Here is an 18,017-nt window from a genome sequence, read left to right as displayed (position 1 = left end):
TCCAAGGGCTTCGGGGCCCTAGACTCAGGCTTCCGGTTCTTCGTTGACTGAGTTCAGTGCCGCGTCGATCAGTTGGTTCGAGCCGTTTTGGCCTCTGAGGATCTTGGCGTAGAAGCGGTAGAGCACGGCGAGGCTGTGGCCAGCTCGGCGGGCTACTTCTACTGGGTCGACGCCGGCCTTGAGCCAGAGTGAGATGCCTGCGTGGCGGAGGGAGTACGGGACGTCGGCCAAGGGTGTCTTTGCTTCCTGTGGGGTTAGGGTCAGGTCGCGGGCCTTGTCCCATAGGTCGCAGTACTCGGTGGAGCGTACGCGGCCTCCGCGGGCGGCGCGGAAGAGACGGCCGTCAGCCGCTGTGCCGTAGGTCTTGAGGTGGGCGCGCAACATGAGGACGAGTGCGGGCGGGATTGGCACAGAGCGGGTGGCCTTGCGGGCTCGGCGCTTCAAGCCGCGCTGTTCGTAGGAGTTTCCGTCGTCTGTCCAGCCGGAGCCGACTTCGGGGCGGCTCTCTTCCAGGATCAGCTCTCCCCAGGTGTTCTCGCTGCCTTCTGTCTCTTCCGGGAGGACGCAGTCAGTGTCCTTGAGAGCGGCGATCTCAGAGGGGCGCATCGCCGCGTAGTAGAAGCAGCCGAAGAACGCCTTCAGGTGTTCGCCACGGGGTCCCTGTGCCTCTACCGCCTCGATCAGAACCTTGACCTGCTTCGGGCCCGGGACGTATCGGAAGTCGATCTCATCGTCTGTCGAAGGTGCGTCCCAGTCGACCTTGGGCAGGGGATGAGCGGCGAGGATGTCCCGTTCGACCGCATAGCGCAGGCAGTTGCTCAGCACGGCCCGCTTGCGCTTGACGGTGTTGTCGGCTGCTGGCTTTCCGTTGATCTTCAGCGCGAGCGCATCAAGGGCCTGGCGGAGGTGCGCGGCACGCGCGGCCTCTTCGACCTTCAGGGAGTACTTTGCCATCCATGCCAGCGCCGCTTCGATGTCTGCCGGGGGAGTCTCGGCATCGGAGCGCGGCACCAACTCGTCCCGGTCGTTGCGGACCATCCTGAACGCCCATGTCTGCAAAGCGTGCCGGAGGGTTTTCAGATCTGGGGAACCCTTTGCGTTGGAGACGAGGACTGGAGTGATGACGGCCAGGGACTCGGCGATGCTCGCCCGGTGCTTGGCCGCGATCTTGGGCCACTTCATCAGGGCGTAGGCACAGGCGTGGTCGTACCAAGTAGGGGAGTTCAGGGCGCGCATTTCGGACTCGGGCAGGCCGGTCTCCGTGTCGAACCGCTCGCGGTCACGGAGTGCGGCGCGGAGATCTGTCTGACGCCCCTCTGCCTGGGGCTTCGTAAGGTAGCTCTTTGAGTGCTCCTCCACCCCCACACGCCAGCGCAGCATGTAAGCCTTGCGGCGGTCCTTGCGGATACGGATGTTCCAGATTTCTACATCGTAGGTCAGCATGCCTGCGCCTCCTCGTGGTCTTTGAGCCACTTGTCGAAGTCGGAGCGGCGGAAACGGAGTTGGCCGTTGGGGAGCTTGATGGACTTCGGGGCCTGGCCGCGAGCGCGCATGCGGTAGAAGGCGGCGCGGGACAGGTCGAGTTCGTCCAGGAGGTCGCAGAGCTTGAGGTGAGGTTCACGGCGCACGGTGATCGGTCCCCTCGGTCGGTGCGTGGCGGTGCGGTACTTCGGGCGCGGGGGGGCGTCAGCGGCGTCAGCGGAATTCGCTGAGCTGCGGATTTGCGCTGCTGACGGGTGTCAGCGGGCGTCAGCGATGTCAGCAGTGGGGTGGGTACGGGCTGACTGTGCTGACGTGTGCTGGCGTTGTGGCTGCTGTCGTTTGTGCAGGTCACCGGGTTGTGCTGACACTGCTGACGGTCTGGAGGGAGGGGTGGACGTGGTACGTCGCTGATGACGGCTGGCCCGCGCGGCCGGTCCTGGCGGGGGTGTCGGCGCGGAGGTAGCCGTGGGATTCGAGGAGTGTGAGTGTCGGCCCGACCTGAGCGACCGTGCGGAAGCGGCGGGAGGCGGCTACCGCGTCGCGGCGTTTGATCGACGTGCGCCAGGTGCCGTCCGTCCTGGGGCGGCGCAGCCATTCGAGGATGGTCTGTGCCGCGTCGGTGGCTGGATCGGACGCGATGAGGTCGAAGACGGCCAGGGCGTGCTGTGTGTAGTAGTCGCTGATCTGCGCTGCTCGGGCGAGGGTTTCCTCTTCGACCGGCTGTCCCCATCGGTCGTCCGCTGCCCGGTCGGCGAGGTGGAGCAGCAGCGCGACGCGGACCGTGTGACCGACGAGTTTGCCCGCCCAGTCCAGGAGATGAGAGAGCGGCTGCTCGGGGCGCAGGGCCACTTCGAGTTTGTCCTGTAGGGCCTCGACCACTCGGTCCGCCTGTGCGGTGAGCGGGACGGTGACCGGCTCGGGCAGTGCGTAGAGCGTGTTCAGGAGGCCGGACAGGCGGGAGTGGTAGAGCCGGGCCACGGCCTCCGGTACGGGGGCGGTGCGGGTCCTGCGGTAGCCGAGGTTTGATGCGGGCAGCGCGTAGAGGAAGCGGGCGAGCAGACCGCGGTCACGCGCGCCGGGGGCTCCGGCCAGGTCCTGGAGGACAGCGGGCTGGGGCGTGATGCCGATGGTGAGCGCGGGCTTGTCCACACTGGGCTGTTCGCGGGTGATCCGGTCCGTCTGAAGGCGCTCGCCCTTGTGGGCCTGGAGAAACACGCCGAGGTTCGGCTTGGCGCTGTAGCGCCCGGCGATGATGTCGAACAGGTCGCCCTCGGGAGACAGCGCTGCTAGACAGCGGTGGATGGCGAGCTGCTGGGCGAGCGGTTCGGGGGTGATGTCGCCCGAGACGGTCAGGCGCGGGCGCGGCGGTACGTGGATCTCTTCGGCGAGCAGTTTGGCGGCGGATGCCTCGGCGACCAGTGCGGTGCGATCGACGCCGTCGCCGGGCTTGCGGGCCCTGGCCATGAGCCCTTCGGCCTCGGCCAGCGCGGCTTCCTTCGCCGTCTCGGCCTCGATGATCCGGGCGCGGGACTCCTCCTGGAGCTGGCGCTCGACGTCGTACACCGGCTCGGTCATGGCGGCGAAGACGTCGGACTTCCGAGAGGCCGGCGGCATGGCGCAGACGAGGTAGAGATTGGACTGCTCGCGCCAGCCGGGCCGGATCTCGACGTGCACCCGGCCGCCCGCCGCTGTCGAGAGGGCGGCGAGAGCCATGGTGGCGGCGAGATCCGGGGGAGTCTGCGTGAACTCGGCTACGGCGGCGACGTGTTCCGCAATCCACGGTGTCAGGGCCGGGACCGGAAAGATCGGTAGCGCGGCGTGTGTGCCGAGGGGGATCGGGGCGGGCCATCGTTCCGTGGTGTGGATCGTGGCCAGTTCAGCGGTTGCCTCGGCGGCGATCCGCTCGGTCCCTTGCGTGCCACTACGGCCGTGTGCGATCAGCCGGGTGCCGGTCTCGATGAGACGGCGTTGTCGGGCGACGTCTACGACGATTTCGGCGTAGTACGAACCGTTTGCAGCGGTGGGTGTTGCCTGAACCAGGGTGTGCAGATAGCTGGCTCCACCGACCCGTTGGAGAGCGCCCTCATCGCGCAGACGGGCGGCGACAGTGATCGGGTCGACCGGCAGCCCGGCACTGTGCATGGCCGTGATCGCCGCGTGGATGGTGGCGTGTGCCGGACGGTAGTAGTCATCGACCGCGACCACTGCCGTGACTGCTGTGATCGCGTCGCGCGACAGAAGCATGGCGCCCAAGGCGGCCCGTTCGGCGTCCTGGTCGTTCGGTGGAACCGTCTCCGTGTCGTACGAAGGATCGGGGGGCGGAGGGGAGGGGAACGCGCTGCTCACCGTGTGGCCTTTCGCGAATTCGCGACGGTCACGGGGAGGTGCGGGAACATCCGTGCGGTCGCCGGAGCGACTACGCGGACACTGCGGATGTGGTGCATCCTGATGGCACCTCCTGATCCGTGGATGGGATGGGAGATACCGGGGCAGCGGGCTTCCTTGACCCGTCGACCGCTGCCCCGGGCAGAGCTACAAGTGGCGGGAACTGCTGCCCGTGCCCCGCTCAGGAGCGGCGGGTACGACCGCCAGGGTGGCGATGAGCCGGACCGGGGACGCCGTATCCCTCGGGTTCGTCGTCTCGGCCCAGTCCCAGAACGGGTACGTCCTGAAGGGGACGAAGCCGAGATGCGCGAGGGCAGACGCACGGTCGGCGACGCTGGGGATGCCGTTGTCGGCGGGGATCAGGACCTCCGGCCAGTGCCCCGGTTCGCTGGAGAGGACGACGTACACCGCCCAATGCGCGCCATCCCGAGTGCGGCTCATCTGCGCCGTGAGCAGCTCGACTTCGTGAGTCACCGGTCCCCCTCGGCGGCGCGGTTGGACTGGGAGGTCACGGTGAGAAGTACGAAATGCAGGGCGCTCTCGGCCGTCTCGCCGTACGCGTACGCACAGTCGGCCAGACCTGCGGCGCGCTCGGAGGCGCGAGTGATCTCTGCCGCCGCGCAGTCCGCCAGGTCTTCGTAGAACGCGAAGTCGGCAACGACGGCCTGAGCGTGCTCCCGTTCGATCACCTGCTGTCGCAGTTCGGCCAGCCGCTTGCTTCCGGTCCACCGGCTGAGCGCGTCCCGCATGTCGGGCAGCGAGGCCACAGGCAGTACGTAACGACCGTCGCGCCGGTCGAGTTCGACGTACGGCGGGCGTCCGCCGCTGAGTGCGGAGCGGACGGCGCTGGCGGTGCCGTGCGCGTACGCCTGGGCGGCGTTCTCGTACAGCTTCTTCGTGGTGCTCCGGAGGTCGCCGTACAACTCTCCGAGCCGCCACAGGGCGTCATGCTGCGGACGAACGACATCCCGGCCCGGGATGCGGACCGCGCCGTTGATGGGGAGCAGACGGGTGGGGTCGGTGTGCCAGGCCGACGCCTGGGCGGCCTGGTTGGCGGTCCGGTACTCGCGGGCGGCGGCGCCGAGCGCGTGCACGCTCGCGGTCAGGCTGTCGAACCACGCGAGGGTGGGCTGAGGCATGGGGCCCTCCATAGGGACGGTGGCGGATGGGGACGGCGTGTCAGCCGAGGAACTGCTGCGTCTGCGTGGTGCCACCGGCGGCACCAGCACCACCGGCGGCGGACAGAAGGAGCGCACGGAGGTCGTTGCCCACGACGGCGACGAGACGCTGCTCGATCGCCTGCCACGAGGCGGAATCGATCGCCATCAGGGAGGCGACGGCGGCGGGGCCGCGGCCCTCGCCGATGGCCTTGAGCGCGTCGCGGAGTTCACCGGCGGCCATCAGCGAGATGCGGGGAAGGGCGGTTACGAGCTGCTCAGACATGGAGGGATGCCTTTCAGTGGTTTGTTCCGGATGCGGGTCAGTTGCCCTCAGTTGCCGAGGTCGTGAATCGCGCTGCCGAGCGCGGACATGATCTGGTCGATGGCATCCGCGGCTCCGGTGCGGGAGAGATAGAAGCCAAAAAGGACAGCGACGGCGGCGGCACCGATGCCGAGCGCCCTGAAGCGCAGGAGCAGGGCCAGGAAGAGCCCGAACAGGGCGAGAGCCGAAATGGTCAAGAACATGGGCATGGCCTCCTTGATCGCGTCAGGTCAGCGGGTGCCGTCGTGGTGGAGGCGCGAAGCGCCGTTGTAGACGCGACGGCCGATGCGTAGACGCCTGCCGTAGCCAGCGCAACGGCGGCACTGGCGGCCGCGCTTGAGCCTTCCGGCGCGGGTTTGATGGATCTTGTGACCCCAGCCCTTGCACTTACGGCAGGCTCCGTACGGGCTTGCGGTGCACAGCAGCGCGTAACAGAGCGCGAGGAATATCAGGATGGGCGTGATGGAGAGCAGGGAGGGCATGGCTACCCCTTCCAGAGCGGGATTCAGGGGGTGCGCGGGACCGGCTGCTAGGAGCTAGATGCCTGGTCGGAGTGGGTTTCGATCGCTAGCGGGAGTGCTAGGCCTAGCAGGGCTGCCTGCTAGGCCCAGCGGCGGTGAACGGGCGTCGGGTGGGCGCCGGACGGCTATGCCGCGTCGGCTCCGCCGTCACGTTCTGCGATCGCTTTGAGGACGTCGGCGCGCTTGATGCCGCGCCGGTTGGCGCCCTTGCCGTCCTCGGTGGTTCCCCAGATCTGCGTAGTCCGGATGCCGTACGGCTTGAGCGCGACCGTCAGTTGCTCCGGGGCCCAGTCCCCGTAGACCTCCGGGCGGAGTTCGGCGAGACGCGGGACGACAGCTTCGTTCCAGAGCTTCGGCTTGTCGGTGGGAACGGCGGCGCGGAGATCGGCCAGCAGGTCGTACGAGGCGTGCGCGCCGGCCTCGGGCTCCTCGCCGAGCGCGTGTCCGGCGAGTGTGCCGGCGCGTTCGCGCAGAGCCCGTGCCCGGAGCGCGATCCGGTCGGCTTCGACCGCGTTGATGAACGCGGAGCGGACGATACGGGCGTCCGCGCCCTCCCCCAGGAAGTAGCAGATGCCCTTGTCGCCCCAGGCGAACATGCTGGCCCGGACCCCGCGCTTGTAAGCACCGGTCCCGAGCACCATGTCGTTCTCCGTCTGGCCCATGACCTTGAGGCACCAACGGGCCGAGGCGTTCGCACTGATCGAGGTCGGGATGCTGTCCTTGTCCGGCCGCTGGGTGGCCAGCAACAGCACGATCCCGGTCGCCGGACCGCGCTTGACCAGGTCCGTACAGATCTCTTTGAACTCCGCGCCGTGCACGGGGTGTTCGAACCAGACCTGGCACTCGTCCACCCCGACCACGATCGGGTGGAGTCCGAGGGAGCGCTTCGAGGCCAACTCGGTGGTCACCTTCGACTCGGGACACATGTCGCGGGGAAGGGAACGGATCACTTTCGCCCGTCTGCGCAGCTCCCGCTGGAGTTCGCGAAGGTCCGCGATGGCGTATTCGATGTCCGCGTCTTCCTCGCCGGCCCGGTGTCGGTAGGCGACGCGGTCACCGACCGAGTCCAGGTCGCCGGTGCCCTTCAGGTCGTACGTGTGGAGCTCGGCTCGTGGGTCGAGCGCGGCGACGAGCAGCAGGAGGCGGAGCAGGAACGTCTTGCCCATCCTCGGGATGGCGCCGATGACACCCGCGATGAACATGAGCGTGACCCCGACCCACCGTCCGCGTTGGTCGGTGCCCCAGACCACCGGCTCGAAGAGATCCGTGGTCCCGGCCTTCGCCAGTGGCCATGGCGCCTGCTTGGTCAGGGACATGTCCTGATCCCCGACCCACAGGCGGAGTCGGCCGGTGTGCTCGTCCGGTACGGCCTCGGGCCATACGCATCCCAGCGGGCGGCGGAGCCCGGAGGCCAGCTTGTCGCGCCGGTCGGCCACGTCTGTCACGGTGACGCCGTACGGAAGGTCGCCCTCGGCGAGCCAGCCCGGTCCGTCCCGGGTGATGGGGGCGGTGAAGGTGAAACCCGGGCCGCCCTTGGACTGAGCTTGGTTGATCGCGTGGATACCGAGAGAGCCGAGTGCCCGCAACACGATGTCGCTGGTCAGCTTGGTGGCCTTCGGGATCTCCACAGCCCTGTGGATAACGGGATCATCCGTTGGTTGTCCGAGTCGGCCCAGGGCCAGGGTTACGACTGCGCCGCTCAACACCAGCAACCAGGCCGGTGCCAGGACGTACAGAGCTAAGGCGGTGGCCGTTCCCACGACAGTGGCGGCGAAGGTGACGACCGCGCGCCACCGCACCCGACGATCGCGCTGGCGGGAGAGCCTCAGATAGTCGTCGATGTCGTCGTTCGAGGCGGCCGACTGACGGAAGGGCTCGCCCTCGGCATCCGTCACCCACCGGAGCGAGCCGCCGACGAACCGGGCCACGCCGTGCGGCGACTGGAGAGCGAGACGCAGGGTGTACCAGGGCGTGCGCACCGCGTGGTACGCCGAGACGTGCCACGCGTACGCCGCGACGCCGCGCCCGGCGGACTTGAACTCGGTACGGGACTTGGCCCAGGCCGGGATGACCGGGCGGCGCTTCGCGTCCCGCACCCGATCCATCAGGCGGGGGCCCACGGGTCCGCCGGGGCGGTCGACCATGACGGTCTGGCGAGGGTCGCCCGATTCGGCGGCGGCGCGGTCGGCCGACTCGGTCGGACCCGATCCCAACTCCTTCTCCAAGCGTGCGAAGAGCGCGCGCTCCTGGGCGTCGGGCTCCTCGGGCTCGTGCTTCACTGACGCTTCCTTCCGGACTGGGAGGGGAGGCTGAGGCCCGGCCCTACCCGCCAAAGCAGCGGCCGGACCTCAGTTCGGTGAGAGGTGACGGGTTCAGATCAGCCGTCGACCGGCGTCGGCTCCGCTTCCTGGGGCCGGCGCTCGGACCGCAGTACGTCGCGCAGCTGGCGCGAGCGGCCCTGGCTACAACCGATGGCCTTGCGGATGGGCTCCGCGTCGAGGCGCTCGTACGGCCAGTCGGCGGTGTGCTCGCGGGCCCTGGCGATCGCCTCTTCCCACGTCATACGCGGGCGGTACTTCTCGGCCTGTCGCCTCCGCCGGGGACGCGGTGTGGGCTCCGAGCCCGGCTTGTCGTCAGGGTCGGGCTCGTCTCCCACGTCTCGCTCGTCAGCCGAGAGCGAGCCCTCCGGTGTGAGTTCGCCCAGTTTGAGCAGCACCAGGTCTCGGCGCGGAGCCTTTCGCCGCCACGCCCGACCGTGGCTCTCGCGCAGCTCGGCATGGACCAGGAGCCGTTGCTTCTCCAGCGCCAGGGCTTCGCGATAGTCGGTGGTCTCCCAGAGCACCATCCGGCGCCACAACATCAGCGTGGTGAGGGGCGCGAACAGCCAGCGTGAGCGGCGGATGCGCTCCATCCGGGCCCCGGTCGCCACACCGATACGTACGGCGTAGACGTGCGCCGCGATCTCGCTCAGTACGACCCACAGCAGAGGCATCGCGCCGTGCGCGACCTTCGCCGAGACCGAGGCGCCGGCCGCGATGTTCAGCCAGCAGGTCACCAGAGTGAGCGCCCAGGGCACGAATCGTACCCATGCCAACCGCATACCGAGCCGGATGAGCAGCAGGTTCGCCGCGGTGAAGACCGGGATGGCCAGGTCGATCCCGACCGGCAGCATCCAGGCGTCCGCGAACCCCCAGCGGCCGGCGGCGGACGAGACGGAGCCGAACGAGGCGACGAGCCCGAGCCCGCCGACACCCCCGCCGAGCGGAATCACCATGCCCAGCAGCGCTCTCTCCGCTGTGCTCAGCGGGGGAGGCTCCGGGGCCTGTACGTTCCACTGGCTCACGCGGCGTCCCTCAGGCGATCCTTCGGCAGCGCACCCGCCGTGGGCCTGATCACGATGCTGCTGAGCTGAGCCGCGTACGCCGCGTTGAGCATCGCGATCTCGTCGTCCGCACTCTCTTCGAGCAGGTCGGCGAAGACGTCGCGGGCCGCCGCCTGGCGTACCGCACGCTGCTCGGGCGACTCGTCGTGCCCGCCGAGGAACAAGGCGCGGAAGTCTTCGTCCTCGCCCGCGGCTTCGTGGCCGCCGATGAACGTACGCATGGGATCTCTCCTGAACACGGGACTGGATGGGATCGGGAGAGGCCGGCGCGGCGGGCATCGTTTGACCCGTCGACCGCCGTCGTCGGCCGGTGACCGCTCATCCGGAGTCATCCGGGAACTGAGTGGTCATGACCTCCGACGCCCGTGCCCTGCGGGGGCGTGGGCGCCGAAGATCAAAAGCACTCGTTCGTCGAGGCACGCTGTGCAGTTTTCAAGCAACGCAAGGGCAAGACCTAAAGAGGTCTTCTCCTCAACTCCTCTTTAGGAGTTCTTTGACTATGGCGTACCTCTCCACCAGTCGTCAAGACCTCTTTAGGAGTCGTAAGCTGGTGTCGTTTCGACAGAGAACGGTGAGCACTCATGGCCAAGGCATACGAGCGGATCGCGGACGAACTCCGTCAGTCCATTCGCGCAGGTGAGCTGAAGCCCGGCGACCGCCTGCCCTCCGAGACGAAGCTCGCGGAGGATCACCGGCGGAGCGTCCCGACGATCCGTGACGCGCTCCGGCTCCTCCAGGACGAGGGGCTGATCGAGAAGCAGCACGGCCGCGGCAACTTCGTACGCAAGCCCCGAACGCGCGTGCTGCGCACAAACCTCCGGCATCAGTGGGAGAAGGACCGCGCCCGTGAAACGGAGGCGGAGCGGCAGCAGACAGGGGCCACCGAGCACGACACAGGCCTCGGCGTAAACGATCTCGTCTTCTACGCGGCCTATCGCGAGATCAAGGCGTCCGAGGAGATCGCGAAGGCGCTCGGCGTGCCGGAGGGGACCCCCCTCCTGGAGCGCACCTACCGGACGCGGTACGCCGCCGAGAACGCCCCGTTCAACCTGGTGACCTCGTACCTCGTCCGTTCCCTGGTCGAGTCGAACCCGGACCTCCTGGACGAGACGAAGGAGCCCTGGCCGGGCGGCACACAGAACCAGCTCTACACCGTCGGCATCGAGGTCGGCCGTGTCGAGGAACTCGTCTCCGCCCGACCACCGACTCCCGAAGAGGCGGAGGAGCTGGAACTCCCGCCCGGGACCTCGGTCCTGGTGCTCCGGAAGACGACGTTCGACGTCAACGACCGGGTGGTGGACGTCTCGGATGTCACGCTGCCTGGCGACCGCACGGAAATGCTCTTCACCACTCCCCTGGAAAGGTGGTGAGTGCCGTGCGCCGGCGCATCATCATCGTCACCGCCGTACACGGCCCGTCCGCTCACTTCCTGCCGGACGCCTACAAGTCCCTTGTCGCACAGGACCTTCCCGCGGGCTGGGACTGGCACTGGCTGATCCAGGAGGACGGCCGGAGCGACGAGGTCGCGCCCCATGTCCCCGATGATCCGCGGGTGACGTTCCGGCAGGGGCGACCCGGCGGTCCGGGTACGGCGCGTACGTTGGCGCTCGCGCACGCGGACGGGGAGTACATCAAGGTCCTGGACGCCGACGACCAGTTGCCGGCGGGCGCCCTGGCCCGGGACTTGGCCGCACTCGAAGGCGATCCCACCCTCGGCTGGGCGACATCGCGCGTACTGGATCTGCTGCCCGACGGCTCTACGGTCGGCTTCGAGGGCGACCCGGACAACGGGCCCATCGAGCGCGGCGCCGTCCTTGAGTACTGGTCGGCGAACAACTACCGGGCGCCGGTCCACCCTGCCACTCTCTTCGCCCGTCGTGATCTGCTGCTCGCGCTCGGCGGCTGGATGGCACTGCCGGCCTCGGAGGACACCGGACTGCTGCTCGCACTGGACTCGGTCAGCCGCGGTTGGTTCTCCTCCGAGGTGGGCTTGCTCTACCGCAAATGGCCAGGCCAGGCCACCGGTCAAGCCGCGCACACCGACCCGGCGGAGCGCGATGCCCGCATGGCGGTGGTGGAGTCCAGGGCCCGAGCGCTGGCCTACCTGCGGTGGAGCTATCCGAGCATCGACTGAGTTCGTCGAATTTCAGAACTCCCGGGCGGGCATGAATCTGTAACCGTCAAGATCTATGCATGGATCCTGGAATTGCCGCAGTCCTCGGGGCCGCAGTGGGAGTGGTCGGCTCAACTCTGGCAGCAGCCGTGGCAGGATTCTCGGCGCAGCGACAGGTCAGGTCCGAACACACGCACTGGCGTCGTCAGTTGCGACGCGACGCTTATACGGCATTCATCGCCAAGGCGGACGAGGTGCACAGATTGCTGGCTGGCATCGAGACGGAGTTGATCAATCCGGAAGTGCACTTTGGGCAGGTCCGTGAGGAAATTGACCGGGTCAAGGCCACTCTTCAGGAGGACCTAGCGGCGGCTCAAGCTACCGTGGAGATCGAAGGCCCGGAGAAGCTCGCGCGTACGGCGGAAGAAGTCACTCGCTCACTGTCTGCGTGCATCGCGGCCATCCGTGCGCGAACCATCGGGCGAGAGTCAGGCCGCCCGATCAGCCAGTCAGAGGCGCAGCGTGTGCGGCGATTCTTGAATCATGCTTCGAGCAAGCGTAAGCGGTTCGTGGAAGAGGCCCGTAAGGCTATCGACGTCTAGTGACCCTCCGTCGGATCGCCAACACTGTATCCAGGTACCAGCAGGCTTGATTAGGGTCTGGTCAGTTTTGGACCGGTACCTCGTAGACGATTTCGCAGGTGGCGGCGGGGATGACGATGTCCGCCGTCTCGACCGGGCGTGCGTCGTCGCTGTAGTACGTCCGCCGGATGCGTGTGACGAGTGCGCCCCGCTGTACGCCGAGGAGCGTCGACTCCTCGGTGTTGGCCTGTCCGGGCTCCGGTTGTTCCACTGCGTGGCTGACCGTGATGCCGATCTCGGCCATCCGGTCGACAACCCCTTTGCCTGCATGGGGCCCGCCCTCGGGCAGTACCACCAGCGTGCCCGCCGTGAGGTCGTACGGTTCCCAACTGGTCGACAACTGGGCCGGCTTGCCGTTGACCAGGAACTCGTACGCCGTACGGACACAGAGGTCTCCCACGGAGATGCCGAGGCGTGCGGCGATGCTGGCCGGGGCCGGGATCTTCGCGTCAGTACGGCTTTCCCAGGTGCCTCGCTTGCCGAGCGAGGCCATATCGGCGCGGAACGGTGATCCTCCGCGCTGCTCGCGGTACTGCGAGCGGACCATGCGCAGACGCTCGCGAGGTTCCGCCACGTACGTTCCCGATCCCGTACGCCCTTCCAGGACGCCCAGCGAGATCAGCAGCTCCTGTGCGCGGCGTATGACGTTCTCGCCCACCCCACATTCCTCGGCGAGTTGAGTCCGCGAGGGGAGCCGGTCGCCCGGCGTCCACTCCTGGTCAGCGATGCGCTGCCGCAGCACGTCCGCGATCCGGAGGTAGGGAGGTTGCTCAGGCATATGGAAAATCTAGTCCACTAGCCCTAATCTAGTTAACTAGCTTCACTAAAAGTGATCCTGCTGCGACGGAGGCCTTGTGTCCTCACCTGAAGGACGTGCTGAGCAGGTTGCTGCACGCCTCTCCGAAGCAGGGCTCACCACGCGCTTCGTGGATCACGACAGCCATATGTGCGTCGAGACGGAGGTATCGGACCCGGTCTCGGCCGAGTCCTGGCAGGAGCTGTTAGCGGTGCTGGAGACGGGCGACTCGTTCGGTCTCGCTGTCACCGCCAACGGCGGCCGGATCGCATGGGTCGCCATCAGCAAAAACGCCTCCGGGACGGCCGGCGCCGTCCCGGGGCACACCCATCAGCTATAGGGAGCTGATCAGCGTGTTAGACACTATCCGTCGTGCTGCCGCATGGACCAGACGGCAGTTCACTTCTCCATCGGAGCCTGATCGCCGACGCGGCAGGCACCGTTCGCGCGGGACCGCGCCACATCCTTTCGAGGAACGGACGGCGCCTTCGGCACGGCTTGCGCCACGCCCGACGCGCGCGCTCAGGCACGCAGCGCCCCTTCGCGCGGAGGACAACGTTCTCGTCCGGCCGTACGTACTGACCAGCGAAGAGCGAGCAGCTCTCTTGCGTTCGGCTCACGATCGCATGGCCATGACTCGTCATCTCCTCGAAGCTGCGGAGGTCTGATGAGAGCCCTCCGTCACCAGCAACTTTCCGGCAGCGCCGCGGCGACGCCGTACCGGTCCCCGGCCTGTCGCATCGGCTCGCACGCCGACTGCACGGAGTCGGAGCCCACCGAGGCGCCGGCCGATCTGCCGCTCGTCTACGAGACGTGCGTGTGCTCCTGCCACTTGCGCGCCGTTGAGGTTCCAAGCAAGGGAGCGGCGCATGGCTAACCGGTACGAGCACATCGCCGATGACCTGCGTCACCTGATCGCTGTCGGGACTTGGCCTGCGGGTGATCGACTTCCTGCGGAACAGGAACTGGCCGCGCGCTACAAGGTCAGCACGCCAACTCTCCGCAATGCCCTGGAAGTTCTCCAGAGCGAGGGGCTGATTGAGAAGCGTCATGGCAGTGGCAACTTCGTCCGTCGGCCCGGACAGCGGATGGTGTACGCCAACACCCGGCTCCACGGAACGGAACGGCGGGCAGCTACCAACGCCGCAGTGAGCGTTCGGTGCGACAGCCGGACGGTGGAGGCCGACGGCCAACTGTCACTGCTCCTGCACATCGAGGTCGGCAGTCCGGTGGCTGAGTACGTCTTCGTCGGTCACCAGGGCGCCTCGCCGAGGAGTCTGGCCCGTATCTACGTACCTCACGCCGTGGCGAGGCTCGGTGTGCCCGAGGCGAGCGAGTCTGCCTGGGGCGACGAGGTTCGGGAGCTGCTGTCTGCGGCTGGGGTGCGGGTGACGCGTACGACCGAGCGGGTCACGGCGCGATTTCCCACAACGACCGAGGCACAGACGCTGCACATCACCACCCGCTCCCCGGTGCTGGCGATGGAGCGCGTCTCGACCGACGCGACCGAACGCGTGGTGGAGGGAGCGCTCCTGGTGCTGCCCGGCGACCGTACCGAGATTCTCTTCACCACGGGCTCTGTGCCTGAGCGGCTGGAGGCAGTCCGATGAATGAGCAGGAATGCAACAGGGGCTTGTCCACGCTTCCTCCCACGGTCCTACGCCTGCTGCCGTGGGTCAGTCCCGAGGGGAAGCCGTGCTATCTGAGCACCGATGACAACGGGAGCATGATCTCCCGGCTCGCCGACGAGATCGAGTCCGAGCAGACAAATGCTGGGGCTGAAGTACTGAAGAACGCCGAGGCTGTTCTGGCCGACCGGAAGGCGGACGCGCGGAGCCTCCGTCTTGCTTTGGCTCGGACGGCAGAGGCCTTGGGCGTTGTGCTGAGGGTCTCCGAGAGCCGGGGTGCCCGCCTGCCCGTGCAGGAGCACGAGGACCCGGCGTACGACGCCATGGGATGACTGGCGCCCGGCCGAGGCGGAAGCCCGAGGCACGGCCCGCGACCCACTGCGGACGCTGTACGGGCCACCGCTCCATCTGGTGCCCGGACTGCTGCGGCTTCGAAGGCTGCACCACCTGCGGCTGGACGTACCGAGTCGCCTGCCCCGAATGTGCTGGCGGAACGCTGGATCCCATCCGCTGGTGATACGGCCCGGCTACCTTGAAGCGAGGTAGCCGGGCCGCATTCATGCCAGTGTCTCCGCGTCGACCCGCGAGAAGATCAGATCGCTCTCCTCGACAACCGGCCCAGGCCATCGCACCGGGACGACAGGCGCACCGCGCAGCGCGGCCGGGTAGCTCTCCGGCCGGTAGTCGTTGGCGAGCCGGTAGACGTTGAAGCCGTGATCCCGCATGGTCGTGAGCAGGTCCTCGGCGGAGTCACCGAGCTGGGCCATCCGGTCAGGTGTCACTTCGGCGGTGATCTCCGCGTCCGGCCGCAGCTTGTCGAGCATGGGCTCCATGCCTCGCACGACGCTTCCCTCTGCTCCCTCGACATCAATCTTGATGACGCGGGCAGTGCTGATCTCCAGCGAATCGAGCATCTCTCCCAGCGGCCGGGCCTCGATCTCGAACGTCGACTCCGCCGGCCCGTCGTACGGCACGATGCTGTTGGCCCCCATGTTCGCCGAACTGGCCAGCACGAACGTCAGCATCCTCCGACTGTCCGAGACAGCCCCGTTCACCGCTCGCACATTGCGCATCTCATTGAGCCGCACGTTCTGCGACAGCCGCTGAAGAAAGACGGGCGAAGCCTCGATCGCCACCACCTTGCCGGCGTCCCCGACGAGCTGCGACGCGAGCACGCTGTAGTACCCGATGTTGGCGCCGACGTCGATGAACGTGTCCCCAGGCTCCAACCGCCCTCGCAGCCACCGCGTCATATGCGGTTCCCACACCCCGAACAGGTAGAGGTACCGCTGAATGAGGTCCTGAGTTTCCACGGCGAACCGAGCCCCGAACTGAGCCCGCACGACCCGCTGGCGCGGGTGCTCCCGGAGTCGGGGATTCAGATACAGCGAGGCCAGCGCAGCCTTGCCAAGAGCCCCCGGGGCGTCCCGTACGTACCCCCGCCCGAGGCTGACCAAGGCATCTGAGCCGGGATTACGCATCTAATGGCCTTTCCGCTGGGTCCCCGTAAACCGTAGCTCTGTCGTTGCTCGTCACGCTCCCGGGCCATCCGTCTGTCCTCGACGCCTCTTGTTGCGCGGCTAGGGCCGTACCGGTGTAGGCGCGGAGATTCATGCCTTGAGAGCGCGATTTCCATAGCGGAACTGTGGCTCTCATTCAAGGGAATCCTACGGGCCCGTTGCCATGAAGTCGCAGGTCAGAGCCTTGAATGCGAGTCCTTCCTCGGCAATGCTGGCACTCGGTCGAAGCCGGGCGGCGCACCCGTCGGGGGCTGCACGGGGTGCGACTGCCAGCGAGGTTGCACAGCTAACAGTCGCTCGTTCCAAAGTGGCCCCGGTCCTCTCCAAGGCCGTCCTCAGGCCGGAGCGGCTATTCCCATTCCTTCGTATGCGGCTTCCGCATGCCCAGATTCCGAGAGAAGTCCGATGAACCAGAACGGGCCCCAGGGCCACACCCAGATGCTCCTGCTCCTGCTGGTGGCTGTCCTCGCCCTCGCCTTTGTCTTCCTGGCGTACCTGGCGCACCAGCACCCCTCTATCGCTGAGCCTCTGATGGTTGCCACGGGCGGTGTAGCAGTGCTGCTCGCAGTGATTGCGTTCGGCGTCGAGTTGTAGAGGACCGATCGCGGCAGGAACGTCGCGGTCGGCGGTGCGCTGTCTCGGTCACGGCCCGGAATGTACGGGCCGTGACCAGCTTTAGTGACCGCATTCATCGCTGGGACAGCCCCCGAGCTGAGCCGGAGGTCTCACGGGGACACTGATTCAACACGATATTTCAGGGGGCGCGACGTGAACCGACGGCACTTCGGTCTGGCATGCACACTCATCCTGTGTGTAGCAGCCACTACAACCGGATGCTTCGGCCGATACTCACCTTGTCCAGACGAGGGGCAGCGGCCCAGGGGGCTCATCAGCCAGGACCTGGTGGGCACCTACCGCAGTTCCGCCGGCGGATCCATGACGCTTAACAAGGATGGATCGTTCACTGCGGCTGGATGGCCCTCAGATCTTGAGGGCGCCGCCAGCCCTGAGCAGAGAACCGGCAACGGTACTTGGGAGCTGACAGCGGCTGACAGTTCCGACTGGCCCGTCTCCTTCACTTTCCACAAGATCAGCGGCTACTGGGACAGCGAGGTGAAGGGCGGCTACTACGGGAACGGCGTCTACGTCAGCGGAAGCCGGGAGAATCCTCATCTGTATGAGTTTGTCGGCGACCCCGACCGCTGTGACATCGATACCTTCACACGCACCAACTGAGACGGCTGCTTACTGGTCCTCAGCCAGTGGGTCGTTCCCCGTCCTCCGAGTCCACTGCGCTCCTAAGATCCTCTAGAGATCTAGATGAGTCGGGTGGCTGGGGGATGAGTTGGGGACCGGCGAGCAGCTTGTAACCGTCGCTGCTGTGTTGTTGGGAGCGCTGACGACGCATCTCACCAACTATGTGATGGAGCGGAGCCGGCATCGGCGGGAGTTGCTGACGCGGTGGGATGACCGGAAGCTTGATGCCTACAGCGGTTACGTCGACCGGGTTCGGGCGGGGATCTTTCTTGCTGTGCAGCTCTATGAGCACAGGGAAGGGCTTCGCCGGAGTGAGCACTCCGAGGCGGAGATGATCGCGGAGTTGGCTGAGGCTGAGCGTCACCGTGGTCGGTCGTTCGAGCAGATCATGTTGCTCGGCGGGGACGAAGTGGTGGAGGCCGCACATGAGTTGAATGCCGCTGCTCTGGCCGTCGACTGGCAGGCTACGGGGAAGACTGCCGGGTCTTTGGAGGAGTGGCGCGAGCGGAACCGTGTCGTCTTCCGGGAGATCAACCAGTTCCATGAGGCCGCTCGGGTGGACCTCGGCGTACAGGGCAAGGTCACGGGTGACAACCATCCTGAGCGTGATCTGCTGCTGCCGGCTGCTCGCCGCGACGACGTTGCCTCTTCCTGACAGCGGCGGGAGCGTCCCCTCGGCAGGTTCCGTGGCACCCTGGTCCTGGTGCCGCTGGCGGCCCGTTTCCGGAGCTCACGGACCAGGGACGGACCAACGGCCCCTGCCACCGGCCACGCCCGGTAGGCTGTAGGCGCTCCGTCGCTGGTGGGCGG

The 18,017-nt window shown here is 67.2% G+C and carries 21 protein-coding genes; 9 read left to right on the top strand and 12 right to left on the bottom strand.

Features of this window, described 5'->3' with window-relative positions:
* Positions 1 to 24: 24 nt before the first annotated feature.
* The 10 genes from BFF77_RS23485 to BFF77_RS23440 all read right to left on the bottom strand — a co-directional run bounded on the left by BFF77_RS23485 (position 25) and on the right by BFF77_RS23440 (position 9,473).
* A complete protein-coding gene (locus tag BFF77_RS23485) occupies positions 25 to 1,443 on the bottom strand; it encodes a tyrosine-type recombinase/integrase (protein WP_066953112.1) in 1,419 nt (472 codons plus the stop codon).
* Entirely contained in the window at positions 1,437 to 1,628 is a 192-nt protein-coding gene (locus tag BFF77_RS23480; RefSeq protein ID WP_066953110.1) for a helix-turn-helix transcriptional regulator, read from the bottom strand. The genes BFF77_RS23485 and BFF77_RS23480 overlap by 7 nt, the downstream gene beginning before the upstream one ends.
* Before the next feature lie 202 nt (positions 1,629 to 1,830).
* Positions 1,831 to 3,828 (bottom strand): DUF3987 domain-containing protein, encoded by a 1,998-nt coding sequence (locus tag BFF77_RS23475; protein WP_141698504.1) that lies wholly within the window; start codon positions 3,826 to 3,828, stop codon positions 1,831 to 1,833.
* 186 nt (positions 3,829 to 4,014) lie between these two features.
* Positions 4,015 to 4,341 carry a DUF6303 family protein gene (locus BFF77_RS23470; protein WP_079125417.1) on the bottom strand — a complete coding sequence of 109 codons (327 nt, stop codon included), beginning with the start codon at positions 4,339 to 4,341 and terminating at the stop codon, positions 4,015 to 4,017.
* The gene (locus BFF77_RS23465) at positions 4,338 to 5,006 is read right to left on the bottom strand and encodes a hypothetical protein (protein ID WP_066953106.1); all 669 of its coding nucleotides are present in this window, start codon (positions 5,004 to 5,006) and stop codon (positions 4,338 to 4,340) included. The genes BFF77_RS23470 and BFF77_RS23465 overlap by 4 nt, the downstream gene beginning before the upstream one ends.
* Positions 5,007 to 5,046: 40 nt before the next feature.
* Positions 5,047 to 5,310 carry a hypothetical protein gene (locus tag BFF77_RS23460; protein ID WP_066953104.1) on the bottom strand — a complete coding sequence of 88 codons (264 nt, stop codon included), beginning with the start codon at positions 5,308 to 5,310 and terminating at the stop codon, positions 5,047 to 5,049.
* A 47-nt stretch (positions 5,311 to 5,357) separates the two neighbouring features.
* The gene (locus tag BFF77_RS23455) at positions 5,358 to 5,552 is read right to left on the bottom strand and encodes a hypothetical protein (RefSeq protein ID WP_066953116.1); all 195 of its coding nucleotides are present in this window, start codon (positions 5,550 to 5,552) and stop codon (positions 5,358 to 5,360) included.
* Between the two features lie 443 nt (positions 5,553 to 5,995).
* A complete protein-coding gene (locus BFF77_RS23450) occupies positions 5,996 to 8,149 on the bottom strand; it encodes a cell division protein FtsK (protein WP_066953102.1) in 2,154 nt (717 codons plus the stop codon).
* 98 nt (positions 8,150 to 8,247) lie between these two features.
* A complete protein-coding gene (locus BFF77_RS23445) occupies positions 8,248 to 9,213 on the bottom strand; it encodes a DUF2637 domain-containing protein (RefSeq protein WP_066953101.1) in 966 nt (321 codons plus the stop codon).
* Positions 9,210 to 9,473 carry a hypothetical protein gene (locus BFF77_RS23440; protein WP_066953099.1) on the bottom strand — a complete coding sequence of 88 codons (264 nt, stop codon included), beginning with the start codon at positions 9,471 to 9,473 and terminating at the stop codon, positions 9,210 to 9,212. The genes BFF77_RS23445 and BFF77_RS23440 overlap by 4 nt, the downstream gene beginning before the upstream one ends.
* A gap of 360 nt (positions 9,474 to 9,833) precedes the next feature.
* Between BFF77_RS23440 and BFF77_RS23435 the strand changes: the two genes are divergently transcribed.
* The 3 genes from BFF77_RS23435 to BFF77_RS23425 are packed head-to-tail and all read left to right on the top strand — an operon-like array spanning position 9,834 to position 11,967.
* Positions 9,834 to 10,622 (top strand): GntR family transcriptional regulator, encoded by a 789-nt coding sequence (locus BFF77_RS23435; RefSeq protein ID WP_066953097.1) that lies wholly within the window; start codon positions 9,834 to 9,836, stop codon positions 10,620 to 10,622.
* 5 nt (positions 10,623 to 10,627) lie between these two features.
* The gene (locus BFF77_RS23430) at positions 10,628 to 11,386 is read left to right on the top strand and encodes a glycosyltransferase family 2 protein (RefSeq protein WP_066953095.1); all 759 of its coding nucleotides are present in this window, start codon (positions 10,628 to 10,630) and stop codon (positions 11,384 to 11,386) included.
* Between the two features lie 59 nt (positions 11,387 to 11,445).
* Complete coding sequence (locus BFF77_RS23425) at positions 11,446 to 11,967, top strand: hypothetical protein (protein ID WP_141698503.1); 522 nt, start codon at positions 11,446 to 11,448, stop codon at positions 11,965 to 11,967.
* Positions 11,968 to 12,028: 61 nt separating this feature from the next.
* On the opposite strand, the gene BFF77_RS23420 is transcribed toward BFF77_RS23425, so the two are convergent.
* Positions 12,029 to 12,784: a GntR family transcriptional regulator gene (locus tag BFF77_RS23420; RefSeq protein ID WP_066953091.1), complete on the bottom strand. Its 756-nt coding sequence runs from the start codon at positions 12,782 to 12,784 to the stop codon at positions 12,029 to 12,031.
* Positions 12,785 to 12,932: 148 nt separating this feature from the next.
* On the opposite strand from BFF77_RS23420, the gene BFF77_RS23415 reads away from it, so the two are divergent.
* The 3 genes from BFF77_RS23415 (at position 12,933) to BFF77_RS23400 (ending at position 14,762) form a co-directional block, all read left to right on the top strand.
* Positions 12,933 to 13,142 (top strand): hypothetical protein, encoded by a 210-nt coding sequence (locus tag BFF77_RS23415; protein WP_245703667.1) that lies wholly within the window; start codon positions 12,933 to 12,935, stop codon positions 13,140 to 13,142.
* Between the two features lie 529 nt (positions 13,143 to 13,671).
* Positions 13,672 to 14,412 carry a GntR family transcriptional regulator gene (locus tag BFF77_RS23405; protein WP_066953085.1) on the top strand — a complete coding sequence of 247 codons (741 nt, stop codon included), beginning with the start codon at positions 13,672 to 13,674 and terminating at the stop codon, positions 14,410 to 14,412.
* A complete protein-coding gene (locus BFF77_RS23400) occupies positions 14,409 to 14,762 on the top strand; it encodes a hypothetical protein (RefSeq protein ID WP_066953083.1) in 354 nt (117 codons plus the stop codon). The genes BFF77_RS23405 and BFF77_RS23400 overlap by 4 nt, the downstream gene beginning before the upstream one ends.
* Positions 14,763 to 14,987: 225 nt before the next feature.
* Here the strand turns inward: BFF77_RS23400 and BFF77_RS23395 are convergent, their stop codons facing one another.
* A complete protein-coding gene (locus BFF77_RS23395; protein WP_066953081.1) occupies positions 14,988 to 15,911 on the bottom strand; it encodes an FkbM family methyltransferase in 924 nt (307 codons plus the stop codon).
* Positions 15,912 to 16,355: 444 nt separating this feature from the next.
* Here BFF77_RS23395 and BFF77_RS23390 point away from each other — a divergent pair, with 444 nt between their 5' ends.
* The 3 genes from BFF77_RS23390 to BFF77_RS23380 all read left to right on the top strand — a co-directional run bounded on the left by BFF77_RS23390 (position 16,356) and on the right by BFF77_RS23380 (position 17,862).
* Positions 16,356 to 16,544, top strand: a complete 189-nt coding sequence (locus BFF77_RS23390; RefSeq protein ID WP_066953079.1) for a hypothetical protein — start codon at positions 16,356 to 16,358, stop codon at positions 16,542 to 16,544.
* Positions 16,545 to 16,886: 342 nt separating this feature from the next.
* A complete protein-coding gene (locus BFF77_RS37050; protein WP_245703666.1) occupies positions 16,887 to 17,186 on the top strand; it encodes a hypothetical protein in 300 nt (99 codons plus the stop codon).
* Between the two features lie 109 nt (positions 17,187 to 17,295).
* Positions 17,296 to 17,862, top strand: a complete 567-nt coding sequence (locus BFF77_RS23380; RefSeq protein WP_107422228.1) for a hypothetical protein — start codon at positions 17,296 to 17,298, stop codon at positions 17,860 to 17,862.
* Positions 17,863 to 18,017: the final 155 nt, after the last annotated feature.

Source organism: Streptomyces lushanensis, from assembly GCF_001700515.1.
Classification (GTDB): domain Bacteria; phylum Actinomycetota; class Actinomycetes; order Streptomycetales; family Streptomycetaceae; genus Streptomyces; species Streptomyces lushanensis.
Note: the sequence above shows the minus strand (reverse complement) of the source record. Positions and strands in the feature narration are given on the sequence as shown.

Excerpts from the sequence above, each read along its gene's own strand:
- BFF77_RS23485 (WP_066953112.1), bottom strand. The coding sequence starts at position 1,443 with ATGCTGACCTACGATGTAGAAATCTGGAACATCCGTATCCGCAAGGAC.
- BFF77_RS23465 (WP_066953106.1), bottom strand. The coding sequence starts at position 5,006 with ATGCCTCAGCCCACCCTCGCGTGGTTCGACAGCCTGACCGCGAGCGTG.
- BFF77_RS23460 (WP_066953104.1), bottom strand. The coding sequence starts at position 5,310 with ATGTCTGAGCAGCTCGTAACCGCCCTTCCCCGCATCTCGCTGATGGCC.
- BFF77_RS23455 (WP_066953116.1), bottom strand. The coding sequence starts at position 5,552 with ATGTTCTTGACCATTTCGGCTCTCGCCCTGTTCGGGCTCTTCCTGGCC.
- BFF77_RS23440 (WP_066953099.1), bottom strand. The coding sequence starts at position 9,473 with ATGCGTACGTTCATCGGCGGCCACGAAGCCGCGGGCGAGGACGAAGAC.
- BFF77_RS23435 (WP_066953097.1), top strand. The coding sequence starts at position 9,834 with ATGGCCAAGGCATACGAGCGGATCGCGGACGAACTCCGTCAGTCCATT.
- BFF77_RS23425 (WP_141698503.1), top strand. The coding sequence starts at position 11,446 with ATGGATCCTGGAATTGCCGCAGTCCTCGGGGCCGCAGTGGGAGTGGTC.
- BFF77_RS23420 (WP_066953091.1), bottom strand. The coding sequence starts at position 12,784 with ATGCCTGAGCAACCTCCCTACCTCCGGATCGCGGACGTGCTGCGGCAG.
- BFF77_RS23405 (WP_066953085.1), top strand. The coding sequence starts at position 13,672 with ATGGCTAACCGGTACGAGCACATCGCCGATGACCTGCGTCACCTGATC.
- BFF77_RS23400 (WP_066953083.1), top strand. The coding sequence starts at position 14,409 with ATGAATGAGCAGGAATGCAACAGGGGCTTGTCCACGCTTCCTCCCACG.
- BFF77_RS23395 (WP_066953081.1), bottom strand. The coding sequence starts at position 15,911 with ATGCGTAATCCCGGCTCAGATGCCTTGGTCAGCCTCGGGCGGGGGTAC.
- BFF77_RS23390 (WP_066953079.1), top strand. The coding sequence starts at position 16,356 with ATGAACCAGAACGGGCCCCAGGGCCACACCCAGATGCTCCTGCTCCTG.
- BFF77_RS37050 (WP_245703666.1), top strand. The coding sequence starts at position 16,887 with ATGACGCTTAACAAGGATGGATCGTTCACTGCGGCTGGATGGCCCTCA.